Below are 16,210 nucleotides of genomic sequence, written 5' to 3'. Positions count from 1 at the left end.
GATTCACATTCACCAAGGAGGACCAATGAAGATGTTGCAAGTACAAGCCGCCCCCGGCCTGACCGTTCCGATGGAAGACAAGCCGCGCACCTACATCAATGACGCCGAGTCGGTCGCGGTGCCCGATTCCGCCTACTACCAGCGGCGCCTGGCGGACGGCGACCTGGTGCAGCAGCCTGATCCGGTCGCGCCTGCAGAAACGCCGCTGGCGGAAGATTCCGACACCGATCCGGCCGCAGCACCAGCCGGTAAGAAAGCGCCGAAAGGCGCCTCCACCAACACCACGGGAGCCTAAGCATGTCCAGCCCTAACGTTTCGTTCTCCACCATTCCGGCTTCCATCCGCAAGCCTGGCAAGTACTTTGAATTTAACACTGCCCTGGCGGTCCGCACCCTGTCGGCGAACAGCCAGAAGGTGCTGCTGATCGGCCAACGTACCGCCACTGGCCAGGTGCTGGCCGGCGTGCTGACCGATGTTTTCAACGATGCCGACGCCGGCAAATACTTCGGCTACGGCTCCCAGTTGCACATGATGGCCTCGGCCGCCATCAGTACCTATCCGGGCATGTCGGTCCAGGCAATCGCCGTGGACGATGCCGGCGGCGCCGTCGCCGCGACTGGCACCATCACCATTACCGGCGCTGCCACCTCGCCAGGCACGCTGGCCGTCGCCATCGGCAACGATGTCGTCAACGTAGCCGTCGCCGTCGCCGACACGCCCACCATTGTGGCGGCGGCCATCGTCGCCGCCGTCACGGCCCGGCCCGACCTGCCGGTCACGGCCGCTGCAGCGGTCGGGGTGGTCACGCTGACCGCCAAGAATAAGGGCACCCTGGGCAACCAGATCAAGACCTCGGTGGTGGCCACCGGCGCCGCCGGCATCGCCGCTGCGGTCGTCGCCATGGCCAATGGCGCCACCGATCCGACCATCGCGGCAACGCTGGCCATTGTCTTCACTGCCGGCCATACCATCATCGCCTCGGCGTTTAACGACGTCACCAACCTGCAGGCGCTGCGCACGCACCTGGACAGCGTGTCCGGCGCGCTGGAGCAGCGCGGCGCCACCGCGACCGCTGGCCACACCGGCACGCTGGCACAGGCGACGACCCTGGCGCCGAGCATCAACAGCGGCCGGATCTTGCTGGGTCTGGTCCCTTCGACCCTGTCGCTGCCGTTCGAGGTGGCGGCGGCGTATGCCGCGCTCATGGCGTCCGAGGAAGATCCTGCGCGTCCGCTCAATACGCTGGCCCTGGGCGGCATCGGCATCATCCCGCTGGCCAACCGCCTGTCGCGTGCCGAGCAGGAAAGCGCGCTGGCCAACGGCGTGACCCCCTTCGAGGTCGGCCCAGGCGATAAGGTGCAGGTTGTACGCGCGGTGACCACCTACACGCTCGACGCCAACGGCGTGCCGGACATCTCGCTGCTCGACATCACCACGATCCGTACCCTGGACTACACCCGCAAAGCCATGCGCGACCGCATCGCCCTTCGCTTCCCGCGCGACAAGCTGTCGGCCCGCACGCCGGACAAGGTGCGCTCCGAACTGCTGGCGGTGATGCTCCAGCTGGAGGAGCTGGAAATCCTGGAGAACGTCGACCTGTGGAAGTCCGGCCTGATCGTGGAGCGCGATACGCAAGACCCGAATCGCCTGGACGCCAAGATCCCGACGGACGTCGTCAACGGCCTGCACGTCTTTGGCGGCCGGATCGACCTGATCCTGTAACGCCTGGCGCAAGTAGAAACCGTCTCAATCACAATAGGAGCACTTATGGCACTCGTAGAATATCAAGGGGTGATCGTTATGGAGGTCGACGGCGTTGAAGTCGATATCGAAACCGTCGACACCACCGAAAAGACCGGCCGCAAGGTCGTTAAGTCGATGAACAAGACCGGCCGCGCACGCGGCTACACCAAGGGCATCAGCGACATTGAGCTGAAGGTGTCGGCCATGATCCCGCTGACGGGCGACCTGGACTGGGCGAACATCGTCGGCGCCAAAATCACCATCTACCCGGTGGGCGGGGGCCAGCGGACCTCCTACCTGGACTGCTTTACCACGGAAGTGGGCCGCAAGTACAAGGTCGACGGCGAAGCCAAACAGGACCTGACCATGGTCGCACTGCGCAAGGTGTTTGAATGACCGACATCCTCGCACAGCTGAAAGCTAGCGGCAGCACCTTCAAGACGATCGAACTCGGCGGCGTTAAGCTCGGCCTGCGCATCCTGAACGACCAGGACTACCTGGACGCCGATCTGGCCACGCTCGCGTTCATGAAGGCCAAGGGCGTCCAGTTCGCCACCGAGTCGGCGGAAGCCTTCGAGCACGAGAAGTCGTCCCAGCTGCTGTTCCGCGCCCTGGTGGACCCGGATAGCGGTGAGCGGGTGGCCAAGGCGGTGGACAACGTCCGCTCCACGTTCTCCCGCGACCAGAAAGCCTACCTGATCGGGCAGTACCTGGAGCATGAACGCCAATGCGCCCCCAGGGAAGAGACCATGCCGGAAGAAGAGTTCGCCGCCCTCCTGGAGGAAGTCAAAAAAAAGCCCGTGGTGACCTCATTGAACGATTTAAGTACGGTAACGCTGAAAAGGCTTATTTTGTCTTTGGCAAGCCAGCCAACCAGCTGACCCAGGGCGAATGGCTTTACCTGCTGGCCATGCTCATCGCCGAGCGCGATGAGCTGGCCGAGGCGGCCGCGAATGCTGGCGCGGACCAGGGCGAGGACGAGAATGGCGTCACCCGCAGTCGGTTCCGCAGCACCCGGCGCCGTACACAATCCTCAAATTAGGTCACCTAACCAGGCCGGCGCGCGCAGCTGCGCGTAGCCCGGCCAGCTTCAAGAAAGCACGACGATGTCCAGGAACCTGCAGATCTCCCTGACCATGATGTTTAACGGCAGTGCCGTGAGTGGCGGTCTTGGCGAAGTCAAGCGCCGTGTCGGCGAACTCGGTGCCGGCATCGACGGCGCCCGCCGCAAATTCACCGAACTGGGCGCGCGCGGTCGCCAGGCGCTGTCCGAGCTGAGCAGCAAGGCGCGCGAGGTGCATGCTTCTATGAACGGCTTCGGTGTCGTCTCTCAGGTCGCTGGCGCATACGGCGCCATGGTCGGCGCCAACACGCTCAAGTCGGTGATCGACGACAACCTGGAATTCGAACGCACGCTGCTCAAGATTAAATTTAACGCCCAGGCCACCACGAAGGAACTGGCGCAGATGCGCAAGGCATCCCTGGACCTCTCCAAGGACTCGCTCAACAGTCCGCTGGAAGTGCTGCAGATGCACCAGCGCTTCGCCAACGCGGGCTTGAAGAACGAGCAGATCCAGAAACTGGCGCCGGCCGTGGCCAACGCCGCCCAGGTGTTCGAGGCGCCTGCAGGCGAGATCGCCGACATGGTGTTCGACATGGTCACCAAGAGCAACATCAAGGAAGACCGCGTTCCGCAGATGCTGGACATGCTGTATTACCACGCCACCAGCGGCCGGTTTGAGACCAAGGACATGGCCCGCCAGGCGCCGCTGCTGCTCAACGCCGGCCAGAACGTTGGCCTGCGTGGCGAGGGTGGTCTGAACCTGCTGGGCGCGCTGACGCAACGCCTGATGCGCAACGCCACCGTCCAGACGCCGTCCGAGGTGACGGTGATGGCCGAGCACGGCCTGTCCGATTTGACGTCGCCGCACTACGTTAAAGGCTTGAAGCATGTGGGCATCGACCTCAAGAGCTTCTTCGACAAGCAGGGCCATTTCAAAGGCCAGGACGGCGTTGAAGGCATCGTGGCCCTGGCGAAGGCGATGAAACAGAAGGGGCTGGACAATCCGTTCAAGCTGGGCGAAGCCGGTTTCCGAGAGCAGCACACCAGGATGTTCTGGATTGAGATGATGCGCGCCCTGGAAGCGAAGGACACCGACGCCGACCCGAACCTCCTGGCCATGGTCAAGCGCGGCGAGGCCGCCAAGGAAAGCGGCCAGCTCAAGCAGAACCTGGTCGAAATGCGACAGTCAAACCCAGGCAAGATCAAGGGCGCGGAAATCGAGCGGCAGAAGGTTGCGCTCGGCAAGCCCGCAGTTGGCTTTACCTCGGTGGCGGCCAGCGTCACCAGCTGGGCCAGCGAGAACATGGGCACGGCGCTGCTGGCCGGTGCGGGCGCTCTGCTCGCCGGCAAGCTGGGCTACGCCAGGCTGAAGAATGGCGCGGCTGGCAAGGCTGGCGGCGTCGCCGAAGGTGCCATGGGCGGGCTGGCCGGCGCCATGGGCGTGCAGCGCGTGTTTGTCACGAACTTCCCGTCCTCCATGCTCTCGCCCAAGGAGATCCTGGAGGGCAAGCGCGAGCGCATGCCGCCGAAGGGCGGTGCGCCGGACACCCCCGCTTCCCCGCCAAATAATCGCGGCCGAACACCTGCCAGCGCCGGCCAGCCGCCTTTAGGAAAGATCGGCAGCTTCCTGGGCGGTATGAAGGGTGCTATGAAGGTAGGCGGCCCGGTTGCGCTGACCATGGGCCTGATCGAAGGCGGCATGATCGCGGCGGACGGTGACATGGATGCCGACACCAAGCGCAAGGAATATAAGCGGGTGGCCGGCAGCACGGTGGGTGGATTTGCCGGCTCGGCGATAGGTGGCGCCATCGGCGGCCTGTTCGGCGGCGTGGGCGCTGTGCCTGGCATGATGATCGGCGGCGCCATCGGCAGCTGGGGCGGCGAGAAGCTGGCGGCGATGTTCGACAAGATGTCCGAGCACAACAAGCAGGCCATGGACGAACTGACCAAAAAGCCGATCCCCGTCGACGTCCGCGTGACGGTCGAGAACGGCAACATCGCGGCCGAGATTGACAACCGGCTGCAGCGCGAAGCACTGCGGAAATAGCCTATTCCCATAGGGGGAGATAGGCTCCCCCCGAACACCATCCACCTTATTGGCGGTCATGCGCGCGCGTAAGCTGCGCTCATGACTTGGGCCGACAATCTCCTACCTGCCAGCTTCCGTGGCGTCGAATTCGACATGCTGTCCGTCGACGACGGCGTTACGCGCTCGCTTGCCCGTCACTCCTACCCCTATGTGGACGGCTCGGACGTCGAGGACATGGGCCGGGACGACCGCACGACATCGGTGCGCGCCATCGTCTATGGGGATGACTACGAAAGCCAGCTGCAGAACTTCCTGCAGGTGCTTGACCAGCGCGGCGCCGGCCCGCTGGTGCACCCTGTATTCGGCCGCATGGAGTCGATGCAGGTGTCGAGCTATCGCATCGCGCACCTGGCGGAGTCGCCGGATTCCTGCACCATCACCATTGAATTCGAGGAGTCCGTCACCGCCGCGCCCTTCTTCGACCGCGCACTGTCGAGCCAGAAGGCGGACGCCATCGACGATGCGGCCGACGACGTGGAGGAAGGCGCCAGCGAGCAGTTGACCAACGGCTGCGGCGAATTGACCAGCCTGGCTGACGCCGGCTCAATGAGCGCCCTCAGCCGTATCAGCGCATTGCGCCAACAGGCCGTCACATTCCTGCTGACCCTCAACAACCAGGTTCACGGCGTGCTGACGTCGATCACCGATCCCATCCGGGACGTGCTGGGCTTCGTCACGGACGTCACCGCGCTGTGTCAGGCGCTGGTCGACCAGATCCCCCTGGAGGTGGAGTCGCTGCAGAACTTCGCCAACAAAGCGTTCAACCAGGTCGACCGTCTGCTGTCGTCCGACTCCCTGCTGCCGGTGGTTTCGAGCACCACCAACAGCCCGGCGAACTACCTCGCTTGGGAGGCTACGCAGGCAAGTTCGACAGTGTTTGTGCCGGCCAGTAGTGGTGCCGGCCAGCTGCCTGGTACTCCTGGCGCCGCTCCGGCCTACACCGTTCCGGCTTCGTCCGTCTATCCCGTTTCGCCTGCCGACAGTCGGGCGGACTCCCAGCTGCTGACCGCGCACGTGGCGTGCCAACGCGCCATCGTTAAGGCGCGGGTGCTGGCCATCGTGCTGGCGTCGGAATCGGCCACGCCGCGTCTGACGCCGTATCAGGTAGAGCAGATGGTCAGTACGGTCCGGGCGGCGATCAACGATGCGGTTGCACAGGTACGCGCACGCTACACCGTAGAGCAGGCCAGGCCAATCACGGAGCCGCTCAAGACGCTCGCCCTCACCGCGCAGGAATCCGGTCGCGCCGTGATCAATGCCCGCCCGGCGCTGATCGTTAAACCAGTCGAGGCACCCGTGCCGCTGCGCCTGCTGGCACACAACTGGTACGGGGACCACGGCCGCGCGCTTGAGCTGCTGCGTTTGAACAACCTGCGCCGCCCGAACGGACTTAACGCTGGAGACAAGCTCAATGCCTACGCAAAATAACGTGCACCGCGACGACGAGGTTGTCTCCCTCAAGATCGGCGGCCAGGCGCATAGCACGTGGGAAGCCTACGAGATCGACTCCGACCTACTGATTCCGGCCGATGCCTGGCAGTTCACCATCGCGGCACGCGATCAGAAGCTGCCGGCGAACGTGGTGGCCGGCGCCCAGATCGAGGTGAGCGTCGGCGACGACGTCGTGCTGACCGGGCGGATCGACAACATCAAGCAGGCTGTCCGCAAGACAGGGCGCAGCTACCAGCTGGCCGGCCGGGACATGGCAGCCCAACTGGTGGACTGCTCGGCGCCTGTGTTTGTACGCAAGATGAGCACGCTGCGCGAGATCGTCACATCGATTGTCCGCCCGCTCGGCATCAGCAAGGTGCGGCTTCAAACGACGGCCAGTGGCGTGACGCGAGAGAAAATCAATGTCGAGCCTGGCGACACTGCTTGGGAAATACTGCGCAACGCCGCCGAGGCGGAGGGACTGTGGCCATGGTTCGATCCAGACGGCACGCTGGTCGTTGGCGGCCCCGACTATTCGACGCCTCCGGTCGCCGTTCTGGTCTGCGACGCGGACGGCAGCAACGTTGAGCTGATGGAGCGCACCGACAACGTCGCCGACCGGTACTCGGAAATCATTGTGCTCGGCCAAACGCATGCGACCCAGGAAGAAGGCGGCAAGCACAACCTGCGAGGATCGGCCAAGGATACCGGCGTGACCTGGCCACGCCCGAAGATTGTGGTCGACCATGAAACCGACAGCACCCAGCTTTGCAATGAACGCGCATCCAAGCTCATGGGCGATTCCCGCCTCAAGGGCTTCGAGGTGCGAGCGACCGTCCAGGGGCATCGTATCAACGCACCAGGTGAGGCGGGCGACGGCAAGCTCTGGCAACCTGGCCAGCGCGTGCGGATCAAATCCGATCTGCTCGACCTCGACGGCGTGTTCTTCCTGATGGCGCGCAAATTCCTGCGCAGCCGGGGATACGGGACGACCACCGAGCTGACGCTCAAGGAAGACGGCGTGTGGGTCGTTGCCGCCCATCCCCACAAGAACAAGCATCGCCGCGGCCGTAATGAGCTGACCGGCGACGTGATTACTTTCGAGGACGTTAAATGAGCAGTGAATTGATCAACCGGGCGATCAACAAGGCGCTGGGCCGCGTCCGCACCGCGTTTCGCGCTGTGTTGACGAACATCGCCACGACCACGCCCATCCAGCTGGTGCAGGCCGACGCCATGGCCGGCGAACAGCTGCAGGACAATGAGCTGGTCCAGCACTACGGCTTTACGTCCGTCCCGCTGGCCGGTACCCAGCTGATCGTGCTGCCCATCGGCGGCAAGACCGCGCATGGCATCGTCATCGCCACCGAGCATACCCAGTATCGACTCAAAGGGCTGAAGAACGGCGAGGTCGCGATCTATGACGACCTGGGGCAACAGGTTGTTTTAACGCGCCAGGGCATCGTCGTGAAAGGCGCCGGCCTACCCATCAAGATCACGGACACGCCTTCGATCACGATGGAGACCGAACTGGTGCATATGACCGGCAACCTCAATGTGGATGGCAACATCGACAACGACGGCAACCTCAGCACCAAGGGCAATGCGTCGGTGCAAGGCGCAGCAGCGATACAGGGCGACCTGGTTGCCCAGGGCGACATCAAGGACCATGGCGGCAAGTCGATGGCCGGCATGCGAGCCACTTACAACGCCCACCACCACGGCACCTCGCCGACACCTGACCAGGTGATGTGATGGACATCTTCATTTCACCTTCGGTCAGCGATTACCAGCTGCTGCAGGGATCGCCGGTACGCGATCCGATGGCCGGCCTGGCCAATGCGGTCTATCTGCGCCTAGTGGTTCCACTGGGCAGCTACTGGGCCGATCCAACCCTCGGCAGCCGCCTGCACGAATTGGAGCGCGAGAAGGATATGGCGCGCTACAGCGTTCTGGCCAAGCAGTATGCCAAAACCGCGCTTCAGCCGCTGATCGACGACGGCCGCGCCACGGATATCGAGATCGGGGTCAGCAGGATCAAGGACGGCACAGGCGCCGGCCGGGTGCTGCTGGCCATCCAGGTCACGGCGGCCTCGGGCGAAGTGCAGACCTTCCAGCACGCACTCAAAGTCATCTGATCAGGAACCCTATGCCATATATCGCAAGAACATTCGAGCAGATCCGCGACGACATACTGCGCGACATCGTGAACCAAAACCCACAAGCGGCCGTTGGCGCCGACTCGGACTTCCGCATGCGCGCCAACGCGGTCGCCGCAGCGGTGGAGGGGCTGTACGAAAATCTTTCCTGGGTCGGGCGGCAGATCATGCCGGACACCTCGGACGACGACGTGCTGCTGCAATATGCCTCGCTCTATGGGATGGCGCTCAAGCCAGCGACCGCAGCCATGGGAAGCATTTCGTTCACTGGCGCGCCGGGCAGCGCGGTCAATGCCGGCGTCGAATGCAAGGCGTTGGACGGCCAGGCTTACGTCACAACGTCCTTCGGCAATGTCGCGGCCGACGGCACGCTGGTCCTCGCAGCCCAGGCCAGCACCAGCGGCAGCGCCGGCAACCAGGCCGCCGAAACGGCCCTGACCTTGACCAGTGCGCCGGCTGGCGTGTCCTCCACGGCGGCCGTCGTCACGATGCTGGCCGGCACGGACACCGAAACCACGACATCCTTGCTTAGCCGGCTGCTGGACAGGCTCCGTCATCCGCCGGCTGGCGGCAATAAGTACGACTACCGGCGCTGGGCCATGGAAGTGCCTGGCGTAACGTCCGCCTGGTGCTATCCGCTGCGGCGCGGCCTAGGCACGACGGACATCGCCATCCTGTCCAATGGCGTGCCCGCACCCCAAGCGCTGCAGAACACCGTTAAAGCCTACATCGAGAGCGTCAACCCGGCCGGCGGAGACTGCCAGGTGCTGACACCGACGCTGCTGGTGGTCAATGTCGTGGCAACGGTCACGCTGCTGCCGGGGACGGTGCTGGCGAACGTTCAGGCTACCGTGCAGAGCGCGCTGGCCGCATACATTGCCGGCCTTGCGCCGGGGGAAGGTGTGCTGCGCAGCCGCGTCCTGGCCATCATCACCGACGTGCCAGGTGTTACCGACGTCAACCTGACCAGTCCTGGTGCCTCGGTGGTGCCAGTGGTGGATGCGACAAGTGTCCAGATGGCGGCACTTGGCACGGTGGTGTTGTCGTGAGCCTGCACCTCAACTTCCTGAAGCTGTTGCTGCCGCAGGATGCCTACGACCGTGCGGCGCCAGTGCTCAGCAGCGACCTGGCCGCCGAGGCGCGCCAGTTGGACCTGGTCCAGGACGCGGCGAACAACCTGCTGCTGGAAATGGACCCGCGTACTACGGTTCAACTGTTGGACGATTGGGAACGGGTCTACGGCCTGCCGGATCAGGGCTTGATGTCCGCAACGACGATCCCGGAGCGCCAGGCCCGGTTGACGGCCAAGGTGTTGCAAACGGGTGGCATGTCCAAACCATACTTCCAGGCGCTTCTGGAACAGGCGGGCTACACCGTCATCATCGACGAGCCGCGCGGCTTCTTCGCTGGCTTGAACGCTGGCGGTGACCGCCTCTACAACCCGTCGGCGGTCAGTTGGTACTGGCGTGTCCGTTTGCGGCGCAACGGCCAGATCATTTCCTCCGCAGATCGCAGCCAGGTGCTTGCTTGGCTGGACAGCGTCAAAGCGGCTTATTCATTTGTAGATTTGGAAGATTGATATGCAGCGGATTAATTCATCAGACCAGCTGTTCCACGACGGTGATCCGTTTAACGGCATTCAGGGCACGGTGGTGACAGCACAGTGGCTCAATTCCGTTCAGGAGGAAATCGTCAGCGTCATCGCGGCGGCCGGCGTTGCTTTAGACGCTGGGCAGTCCAACCAGCTGTTAGGCGGCATCCGATCGGTGATAAACAACTCTTCCGTGAATGTGGTCACGACCGGCGGCACGACCATCCTGAGCGCCGCGCAGCTTGCTCCCGGATTTATCGTTGTCACGGGCGCCTTGACCAGCAACGCCAGCCTGATCGTCCCTGCAGCATTCGGCCGGTGGATCGTTGTCAACGCAACCACCGGAAATTTCACTGTGGGCTGCTATGCCTCTGGTGGTAGTGGCGTCCTGATCTCCCAGGGCGCGCTCGATTCAGTGGCCTGTGATGGCGTCAACGTTAAATATCAAATGGACGATGCTGCCACGAAGGTCAGCGTACAGAACTCCAGCAATGTGTATGCGGCTGGCAGTGGCACCGCCAACGCGCACGCAGCCAACTACACACCGGCCGTCACCACGCTCACCGATGGAATGATTCTCACGTTCAAGGCATCCGCGAGCAACATTGGTGCGACCACATTTGCACCGAACGCAATGGCCGCCAAGCCCATCGTCGGCGGCGCACATGCAGCTCTCCAGGGCGGAGAGATCGTCACTGGTGGCGAGGTCGAGGTGATGTGGAACGCGTCCCTCAATTCCTGGGTGCTTCTTGGCTGTACCGGAGGCGCCCTGCAAGTTGGCACAGCAACCCAATCGCAGCACGCAGTGACGCTTGCACAAGCGCAAGCGCTTGCAGCTGCTTCCGTTACTTCTTCCACTCAACTCTACTTTATGGGGCAAATCTAAATGGCAACAGGAAAACTTGGCTCTGCCGACCTTCCAGCTGGTGGCGCTGACACGCTGCTGTTCACGGCAGCTACCATCCAGACATTCAATGTCCGGTTCGCGAACAGAAACGCTACCGTCGTCAAGGTGCGCCTCTCCATCGGCACGGGCGGCGCCCCCGCAGCCACTGACTATGTCGATTATGACGTTAGCGTTGCCGCTAACGGGATTCTTGAGGACACCGGATTAGTATGCTCGTCCGGTGAAAAGGTGTGGGCGCGTAGCGATACAGCCAACGTGAGCGTTCGCGCCCACGGTATGTAAGGAGAAAACAATGGGCCAGGTAACGCAACAAACCGTAAATGTTTCCCCGACGTTTAACGTTCCGACGACAACTGGGACCAAGCTCACCCCTCCCGGATATATGGGGGAATTCGGCAATGGTCTTTGGCGCGTATTCCAGAAAAGCGGAACTTTCACCATCCCCGCTGGCATCACCTCTATTCGTGTCAGGGTAGTCGGTGCCGGTGGCAGTGGAAAGCCAAGCGGAACCGGCGGTGGCGGCGGTGGGTACGCCCACGGTGTCTTCAGCGTCGCGCCAAGCACTCCTTATACGGTCACCGTAGGTGCTGGCGGCCCCGTCAACGGCGGCGTTGCAGGAGGAAGTTCATCGTTCGGGGCATTGATCAGTGCAACTGGAGGTGGTGGTGGGCAAACCGGCGCTACCTCGGCCACTGGCGGGACAGGAACTGGTGGCACCTTCCAGGCAAGCGGCGGCGCTTCGGGTGCATCTTCTGGCAGCGGTGGCGGTGGAGCAGGATCACAGCTCGGGGATGGTGGAAAAAGCGCAGCGTACTCGCTCAGTGGCGGAGGTGGCGTAGGAGGCGGAGACCTAACCGGTATAAACAGCTCTGCTGGAGGGTCTCCATTTGGGCTTCCTGATTCAACTGGCAGAGGGGCGCCAGATATTATCGGCAATATCGCGAGCAGTGCCAATGGCGCCTCGAATCCCATCAACGCCGTTATTCGTTTCCCATTTGACGGTTTCACCGGCGGCGGTGCTGGCGGAAGTGGTTATAACGGCGGCATCGGTGGCGGCGGTTCCGGCGGCACTTCGACAGGGTCGGGTTTTGGTGGCATCGGTGGCGGTGGCGGTGGCGTAAATACCGCAGGCACTTGTCAAGGCGGTGGCGGAATTGGTGGTGGTGGCGGCGGTGGAGCTGCGGCTGGTGCCCAATCTGGCGGTGACGGACTTGTTATTGTGGAGTGGTAATCATGACTAAATATGCACGAATCGAAAACGGCACTGTGATGGAGATTTTTTGTCCTCCGTCAGGTGTAGTCATCACCGATTGCTTCCACTCGGAAGTAGCTGAACTTTTCTCAATTTGCCCGGATGATGTGACTCCGGGTAGTGAGGTGGATGGCGCCGGCAATTGGACGGTCATCTTGCCGCCGGCCGAAAATACGGCATCCGCTAATCAGCTGGAAGCGCCGAAGGTCAGCCCAGTTCAATTCAAGCTGCTCTTTAAAGTACAGGAGCGTGTCGCAATCAAGGCAAGTGAAGACCCTATTGTTAAGGACTTCTTCGAGATTGTTAACGATCCGCGCTTGACGTTTGTTGACCTGGGCCTGGAGTCCACCCAAGAGGCGCTGGCCTATCTGGCAGGGAAGAATCTGATCGCGGCGGATCGGCCGGCGCAGATCCTCACGGGCATCATCCAATAAGGGAAAACCGTGCGCCGAATAACGCTTTTAATCTTGTTTTTGGCATGTCAAGTCGCGCACCTGTTCGCCTCGCTTTGGATGCTGACAGCCATTGTTGTCGGAAGCCAGCGCGCTTGGCGCATCATCGTCGCCTATGACCGCGTGGGCAATGCCACAACCGGCGGAGCCGACACCGAGACCATTTCCAGCCGAGCAAACCGTGGGCGCCGCGAGGGGCGGCGTACCTGGTGCCTGCTGTGCCGTCTGCTGGACAAGCTTGACCCCGACCACTGTACGCGGTCGGCGGGGATTTAACGCAGTACCAACCTATAGGAGCAACATGGAAAATCAGCACAAGATGATCAAGGGCTATCGCGATCTTTCGGCCGAAGAAATTGCTGCGATGAACAAGGTGAAGGAAGCAGGCGCGGCCATTGGCCAGCTGGTCGACGAACTGAAGGCGGTGCAAGGGCTTGACCAGCGCTGGATCAGTATCGGCGCGACCAACCTGCAGCAAGGCTTCATGGCGCTGACGCGCGGCGTGGCACAGCCAACGACGTTTTAACGGTTGAAGTTTGAACGGAGCGGCCGGCGCGGTGCGTCAACACCCCGCCGACCGTTCGATTGCAGTCAGTACCTGCGCACAAACCAAGGCTCCACCACTCTGCAGAGGGGCGGAATCTTAGCACAGGGGCGTTAAATGCAGGAAATCAGGTGTGGCAACTGCCACAAGAAGTTAGGTGAAGGCGTCTACAGCCGGCTCAATATCAAATGCCCGCGCTGCAACGTCTTAAATCAACTGAGGGCCACGAGCACCGATCCAGAGCGCCACCGAGCGCCACATGGAGTTCCAAGCAGTGACCAACCCCATCATTCCCTGGCTCGGCGGCAAGCGTCGCCTGGCCGACAAGCTGATCCCACTGTTCCCTAAGCACGAATGCTACGTCGAGGTGTTCTGTGGCGGCGCGGCGCTGTACTTCCTGCGGCCGTTCCCGGCCGCGACCGAGGTCATCAACGACATCAATGGCGATCTGATCAACCTCTACCGCGTTGTGCAGCACCACCTGGAGGAGTTTGTCCGGCAGTTCAAGTGGGCCATCAGCAGCCGCCAGGTGTTCAAATGGCAGCAGCTGACCGACACGCGCACCTTGACCGATATCCAGCGCGCCGCGCGCTTCTACTACTTGCAGCAGCATGCCTTCGGCGGCAAGGTCAGCGGCCAGAACTTCGGCACGGCGACAACCGGGTCGCCGATCAACCTGTGCCGGATCGAAGAGGCGTTAAGTGCCGCGCACTTGCGCCTGTCCGGCACCTATGTGGAAAACCTTACCTGGCTGGACTGCATGAAGCGCTATGACCGGCCACACACGTTCTTCTACTGTGATCCGCCATACTGGGAGACCGAGGGCTATGGCGTGGATTTCCCGTTCGGTGAGTATGTGCAGATGGCTGAGTTCATGCGCACCTGTAAGGGTAAGGTGATGGTGTCGATCAACGACCACCCGGCGATCCGCGAGGCTTTTAGCGGACTGCATATGCTGGGCCTGGACATCAAATACAGCGTATCTAACACCCATGGCCAGCCGGAAACCAGTAAGGAGCTGGTGATCTGTAACTGGGACGCGACCGCGACCGATAGCCTGTTTTAACGAAAGGAAAGGCCGGCATTAGCGCCGGCCTTGTGCTCAAGAAAGCACTTGGGGCTAGCGTGCCGGATTGATGACCGTGACCGATTCAAGCGACTCGCGCTCTACGAAGGTTTGTCGTCCCATTTCACCTGTGATGCAAATCAGGTTTGGTGTATTTAGGGAGTTCCAGTGGACGAGAGAGCCTTCGTACTCGGCACCGCTCTTCGTGCGAATGCGCAATCCGTCGTAGACTCCGCCTTTTGGCTGGGCGTGTTGTTGAAGTAAGCCAAAAATTGTATTGCTCATAACGTCCCTCTGGTGGTTGTTGAGCGTTAAAGTCTAGCATATTGCTCAGAGGTAATAGCTCGCTAACGTCATGTCCGATTGGCCGCCATCTCTGGCTGAAATTTACGTAATTTTTGGCGCTTGCAGGCATCGCCAAGCGCCAAAATATTCGCAAATCGGTGCCAAAATCGCCGCGCCGTTACAGTTTGGTGGCAGATTAATTGAAAATTGCCACCTAATTGCCACCACTTTTTCGACCGCAGGGCAATCGCCGCCCGAAGCCACAAAATTGCCACCATGCATCGTTAATTGCTTCCATGACTTGAGTATATGTTGATTTCCGTGTGGCAATAGTAAAATGGGGTTTTTCTTTTTCGACCTACGAACATGGCTACCAAGTCCAAACCAAACCCGAACGCTCAATTCCTGAAAATGATGATGAGCCTTTACTTCACCAATAAAGTTGAAGCGCATTCCGGCACGGATGAGGCGGAGACCTTGCCACCAATGGAAGCGCTTGTGTTGGGCTTGATGTGCTTGGAAGGGACTTACAACAGCCGGGCCTTCAGCAATAGGCTGTTCTCGTTCCGGACCTTCGATTCGCGCGAATGCGACGTCATGACTGAGTCTGGGATTCTCAGCCTGGTTCATCGCGGCTACCTCAAGCCGGCGTCCAAGAAGGCCGAGTACGCGTTAGAGAATCGAAATTACAGCGTGTGGGGACTGGGCGACATCCCCTTCGTCGTCACCGCGAAGGGGGCGAAGCGAATTGGCTTCTTAGTCGCCAACATGACTGGGGAAGACGTCAAAGACGTAATTAAGAAGTTGCAATTGGAGTCGAAAGAACAGGCAAAGGGTTGGGCGCCGGCGTGACCTTTTGCGCTTACTTCACGGCGGCGACACCGCCGCCGGAATAGGGCGTTAACCGCGACCGCTAGCCTGGTTGCGGTCTTTCTGCAGGTTGTACAACGTTGAGCGTGATACGCCCAAGTGCTCAGCTATTGCCGCAACCGACATTTCCCGATTCTTCATCATGGCAAGTGCTATACGTTGTTCACTTGCTCTTAGAACGGGCGGCCTGCCGCCGTTGCGGCCCCGAGCTCTCGCTGCCACCAGGCCCGCCAGCGTTCGCTCTCTGACCAGTTCCCTCTCGAACTGGGCGAGAGCTGCAAACATATGGAAGACGAGCTTGCCTGCTGGACCGGTGGTATCAATCGATTCGGTCAGCGATTTGAATTTCACGCCGCGCGCTTCCAAGTCAGCGACGATTTGCACCAAGTCCTTCAGGTTCCTGCCAAGGCGGTCGAGGCGCCAAACCACAAGCGTATCACCCTCGCGCAATGCTTTGAGACATTGCGCTAGCTCGGGCCTGTCGGCCGTCTTGCCACAGGCCTTCTCCTCGTAGAGGCACACTACGTCGGCGGCGGTGAGCGCATCCTTCTGCAGGTCTAGCGTCTGTTCGACAGTGCTGACCCGAGCATATCCGATTACTGCCATTTCATACCCTTTCATGGATGTAGATAGTTGAACTGAATGTTCGACATCTACAGGGGTATAGGCGTGCATCGGGGCTGTCATTTTCAGAAGACGACTGCACCAATTATCAGGAGTCGATAACACTACATCGGCGAGAGCGAAAACTTCCCGGC

The 16,210-nt window shown here is 61.4% G+C and carries 21 protein-coding genes; 19 read left to right on the top strand and 2 right to left on the bottom strand.

Annotation, left to right across the window (positions count from 1 at the left end; genetic code table 11):
- Positions 1–25 precede the first annotated feature (25 nt).
- The 18 genes from AC1RQG_RS08030 to AC1RQG_RS07945 all read left to right on the top strand — a co-directional run bounded on the left by AC1RQG_RS08030 (position 26) and on the right by AC1RQG_RS07945 (position 14,297).
- Entirely contained in the window at positions 26–295 is a 270-nt protein-coding gene (locus tag AC1RQG_RS08030; protein WP_493130079.1) for a DUF2635 domain-containing protein, read from the top strand.
- Between the two features lie 2 nt (positions 296–297).
- Positions 298–1,722 (top strand): phage tail sheath C-terminal domain-containing protein, encoded by a 1,425-nt coding sequence (locus AC1RQG_RS08025; protein WP_493130077.1) that lies wholly within the window; start codon positions 298–300, stop codon positions 1,720–1,722.
- 45 nt (positions 1,723–1,767) lie between these two features.
- Positions 1,768–2,139 (top strand): phage tail protein, encoded by a 372-nt coding sequence (locus AC1RQG_RS08020; RefSeq protein WP_493130076.1) that lies wholly within the window; start codon positions 1,768–1,770, stop codon positions 2,137–2,139.
- On the top strand, positions 2,136–2,624 hold the full coding sequence (locus AC1RQG_RS08015) for a hypothetical protein (protein ID WP_493130074.1): 489 nt from the start codon (positions 2,136–2,138) through the stop codon (positions 2,622–2,624). Before AC1RQG_RS08020 ends, AC1RQG_RS08015 begins: the two co-directional genes overlap by 4 nt.
- 225 nt (positions 2,625–2,849) lie before the next feature.
- Positions 2,850–4,853, top strand: a complete 2,004-nt coding sequence (locus AC1RQG_RS08010) for a phage tail tape measure protein (RefSeq protein WP_493130073.1) — start codon at positions 2,850–2,852, stop codon at positions 4,851–4,853.
- Between the two features lie 81 nt (positions 4,854–4,934).
- A complete protein-coding gene (locus AC1RQG_RS08005; RefSeq protein ID WP_493130071.1) occupies positions 4,935–6,323 on the top strand; it encodes a DNA circularization protein in 1,389 nt (462 codons plus the stop codon).
- Positions 6,307–7,443, top strand: a complete 1,137-nt coding sequence (locus AC1RQG_RS08000; RefSeq protein WP_493130070.1) for a phage baseplate assembly protein — start codon at positions 6,307–6,309, stop codon at positions 7,441–7,443. Before AC1RQG_RS08005 ends, AC1RQG_RS08000 begins: the two co-directional genes overlap by 17 nt.
- A complete protein-coding gene (locus AC1RQG_RS07995; RefSeq protein WP_493130069.1) occupies positions 7,440–8,081 on the top strand; it encodes a phage baseplate assembly protein V in 642 nt (213 codons plus the stop codon). The genes AC1RQG_RS08000 and AC1RQG_RS07995 overlap by 4 nt, the downstream gene beginning before the upstream one ends.
- A complete protein-coding gene (locus tag AC1RQG_RS07990) occupies positions 8,081–8,464 on the top strand; it encodes a phage GP46 family protein (RefSeq protein WP_493130067.1) in 384 nt (127 codons plus the stop codon). Before AC1RQG_RS07995 ends, AC1RQG_RS07990 begins: the two co-directional genes overlap by 1 nt.
- 11 nt (positions 8,465–8,475) lie before the next feature.
- A complete protein-coding gene (locus AC1RQG_RS07985; protein ID WP_493130065.1) occupies positions 8,476–9,534 on the top strand; it encodes a baseplate J/gp47 family protein in 1,059 nt (352 codons plus the stop codon).
- Positions 9,531–10,064 carry a putative phage tail protein gene (locus tag AC1RQG_RS07980; RefSeq protein WP_493130063.1) on the top strand — a complete coding sequence of 178 codons (534 nt, stop codon included), beginning with the start codon at positions 9,531–9,533 and terminating at the stop codon, positions 10,062–10,064. The genes AC1RQG_RS07985 and AC1RQG_RS07980 overlap by 4 nt, the downstream gene beginning before the upstream one ends.
- 1 nt (position 10,065) lies before the next feature.
- Complete coding sequence (locus AC1RQG_RS07975) at positions 10,066–10,962, top strand: hypothetical protein (protein ID WP_493130062.1); 897 nt, start codon at positions 10,066–10,068, stop codon at positions 10,960–10,962.
- Positions 10,963–11,265 carry a hypothetical protein gene (locus tag AC1RQG_RS07970; protein WP_493130060.1) on the top strand — a complete coding sequence of 101 codons (303 nt, stop codon included), beginning with the start codon at positions 10,963–10,965 and terminating at the stop codon, positions 11,263–11,265.
- A gap of 10 nt (positions 11,266–11,275) precedes the next feature.
- Complete coding sequence (locus tag AC1RQG_RS07965) at positions 11,276–12,214, top strand: glycine-rich domain-containing protein (protein ID WP_493130059.1); 939 nt, start codon at positions 11,276–11,278, stop codon at positions 12,212–12,214.
- 2 nt (positions 12,215–12,216) lie between these two features.
- The gene (locus AC1RQG_RS07960; protein ID WP_493130058.1) at positions 12,217–12,669 is read left to right on the top strand and encodes a hypothetical protein; all 453 of its coding nucleotides are present in this window, start codon (positions 12,217–12,219) and stop codon (positions 12,667–12,669) included.
- A gap of 319 nt (positions 12,670–12,988) precedes the next feature.
- Positions 12,989–13,213 carry an Acb2/Tad1 domain-containing protein gene (locus tag AC1RQG_RS07955; RefSeq protein WP_493130056.1) on the top strand — a complete coding sequence of 75 codons (225 nt, stop codon included), beginning with the start codon at positions 12,989–12,991 and terminating at the stop codon, positions 13,211–13,213.
- Between the two features lie 135 nt (positions 13,214–13,348).
- Positions 13,349–13,579 carry a Com family DNA-binding transcriptional regulator gene (locus AC1RQG_RS07950; RefSeq protein ID WP_493130054.1) on the top strand — a complete coding sequence of 77 codons (231 nt, stop codon included), beginning with the start codon at positions 13,349–13,351 and terminating at the stop codon, positions 13,577–13,579.
- A complete protein-coding gene (locus AC1RQG_RS07945) occupies positions 13,506–14,297 on the top strand; it encodes a DNA adenine methylase (RefSeq protein WP_493130052.1) in 792 nt (263 codons plus the stop codon). Before AC1RQG_RS07950 ends, AC1RQG_RS07945 begins: the two co-directional genes overlap by 74 nt.
- A gap of 54 nt (positions 14,298–14,351) precedes the next feature.
- Here AC1RQG_RS07945 and AC1RQG_RS07940 read toward each other — a convergent pair whose 3' ends face one another.
- A complete protein-coding gene (locus tag AC1RQG_RS07940; RefSeq protein WP_493130050.1) occupies positions 14,352–14,582 on the bottom strand; it encodes a hypothetical protein in 231 nt (76 codons plus the stop codon).
- Between the two features lie 366 nt (positions 14,583–14,948).
- On the opposite strand from AC1RQG_RS07940, the gene AC1RQG_RS07935 reads away from it, so the two are divergent.
- The gene (locus AC1RQG_RS07935) at positions 14,949–15,434 is read left to right on the top strand and encodes a hypothetical protein (protein ID WP_493130048.1); all 486 of its coding nucleotides are present in this window, start codon (positions 14,949–14,951) and stop codon (positions 15,432–15,434) included.
- Positions 15,435–15,482: 48 nt separating this feature from the next.
- Here AC1RQG_RS07935 and AC1RQG_RS07930 read toward each other — a convergent pair whose 3' ends face one another.
- Entirely contained in the window at positions 15,483–16,058 is a 576-nt protein-coding gene (locus AC1RQG_RS07930; RefSeq protein WP_493130729.1) for a recombinase family protein, read from the bottom strand.
- Positions 16,059–16,210 lie beyond the last annotated feature (152 nt).

The sequence above is a fragment of the Rugamonas sp. GW822-FHT03B10 genome (assembly GCF_058801745.1).
This window is presented reverse-complemented; position numbering and strand designations above follow the sequence as displayed.

What these genes read in the sequence shown, in the direction of transcription:
- AC1RQG_RS08000 (WP_493130070.1), top strand. Translation starts at nt 6,307, where the DNA reads ATGCCTACGCAAAATAACGTGCACCGCGACGACGAGGTTGTCTCCCTC.
- AC1RQG_RS08025 (WP_493130077.1), top strand. Translation starts at nt 298, where the DNA reads ATGTCCAGCCCTAACGTTTCGTTCTCCACCATTCCGGCTTCCATCCGC.
- AC1RQG_RS07960 (WP_493130058.1), top strand. Translation starts at nt 12,217, where the DNA reads ATGACTAAATATGCACGAATCGAAAACGGCACTGTGATGGAGATTTTT.
- AC1RQG_RS08010 (WP_493130073.1), top strand. Translation starts at nt 2,850, where the DNA reads ATGTCCAGGAACCTGCAGATCTCCCTGACCATGATGTTTAACGGCAGT.
- AC1RQG_RS07955 (WP_493130056.1), top strand. Translation starts at nt 12,989, where the DNA reads ATGGAAAATCAGCACAAGATGATCAAGGGCTATCGCGATCTTTCGGCC.
- AC1RQG_RS07995 (WP_493130069.1), top strand. Translation starts at nt 7,440, where the DNA reads ATGAGCAGTGAATTGATCAACCGGGCGATCAACAAGGCGCTGGGCCGC.
- AC1RQG_RS08015 (WP_493130074.1), top strand. Translation starts at nt 2,136, where the DNA reads ATGACCGACATCCTCGCACAGCTGAAAGCTAGCGGCAGCACCTTCAAG.
- AC1RQG_RS08020 (WP_493130076.1), top strand. Translation starts at nt 1,768, where the DNA reads ATGGCACTCGTAGAATATCAAGGGGTGATCGTTATGGAGGTCGACGGC.
- AC1RQG_RS07930 (WP_493130729.1), bottom strand. Translation starts at nt 16,058, where the DNA reads ATGGCAGTAATCGGATATGCTCGGGTCAGCACTGTCGAACAGACGCTA.
- AC1RQG_RS07950 (WP_493130054.1), top strand. Translation starts at nt 13,349, where the DNA reads ATGCAGGAAATCAGGTGTGGCAACTGCCACAAGAAGTTAGGTGAAGGC.
- AC1RQG_RS07935 (WP_493130048.1), top strand. Translation starts at nt 14,949, where the DNA reads ATGGCTACCAAGTCCAAACCAAACCCGAACGCTCAATTCCTGAAAATG.
- AC1RQG_RS07965 (WP_493130059.1), top strand. Translation starts at nt 11,276, where the DNA reads ATGGGCCAGGTAACGCAACAAACCGTAAATGTTTCCCCGACGTTTAAC.
- AC1RQG_RS07975 (WP_493130062.1), top strand. Translation starts at nt 10,066, where the DNA reads ATGCAGCGGATTAATTCATCAGACCAGCTGTTCCACGACGGTGATCCG.
- AC1RQG_RS08030 (WP_493130079.1), top strand. Translation starts at nt 26, where the DNA reads ATGAAGATGTTGCAAGTACAAGCCGCCCCCGGCCTGACCGTTCCGATG.
- AC1RQG_RS07985 (WP_493130065.1), top strand. Translation starts at nt 8,476, where the DNA reads ATGCCATATATCGCAAGAACATTCGAGCAGATCCGCGACGACATACTG.
- AC1RQG_RS08005 (WP_493130071.1), top strand. Translation starts at nt 4,935, where the DNA reads ATGACTTGGGCCGACAATCTCCTACCTGCCAGCTTCCGTGGCGTCGAA.
- AC1RQG_RS07990 (WP_493130067.1), top strand. Translation starts at nt 8,081, where the DNA reads ATGGACATCTTCATTTCACCTTCGGTCAGCGATTACCAGCTGCTGCAG.
- AC1RQG_RS07970 (WP_493130060.1), top strand. Translation starts at nt 10,963, where the DNA reads ATGGCAACAGGAAAACTTGGCTCTGCCGACCTTCCAGCTGGTGGCGCT.
- AC1RQG_RS07940 (WP_493130050.1), bottom strand. Translation starts at nt 14,582, where the DNA reads ATGAGCAATACAATTTTTGGCTTACTTCAACAACACGCCCAGCCAAAA.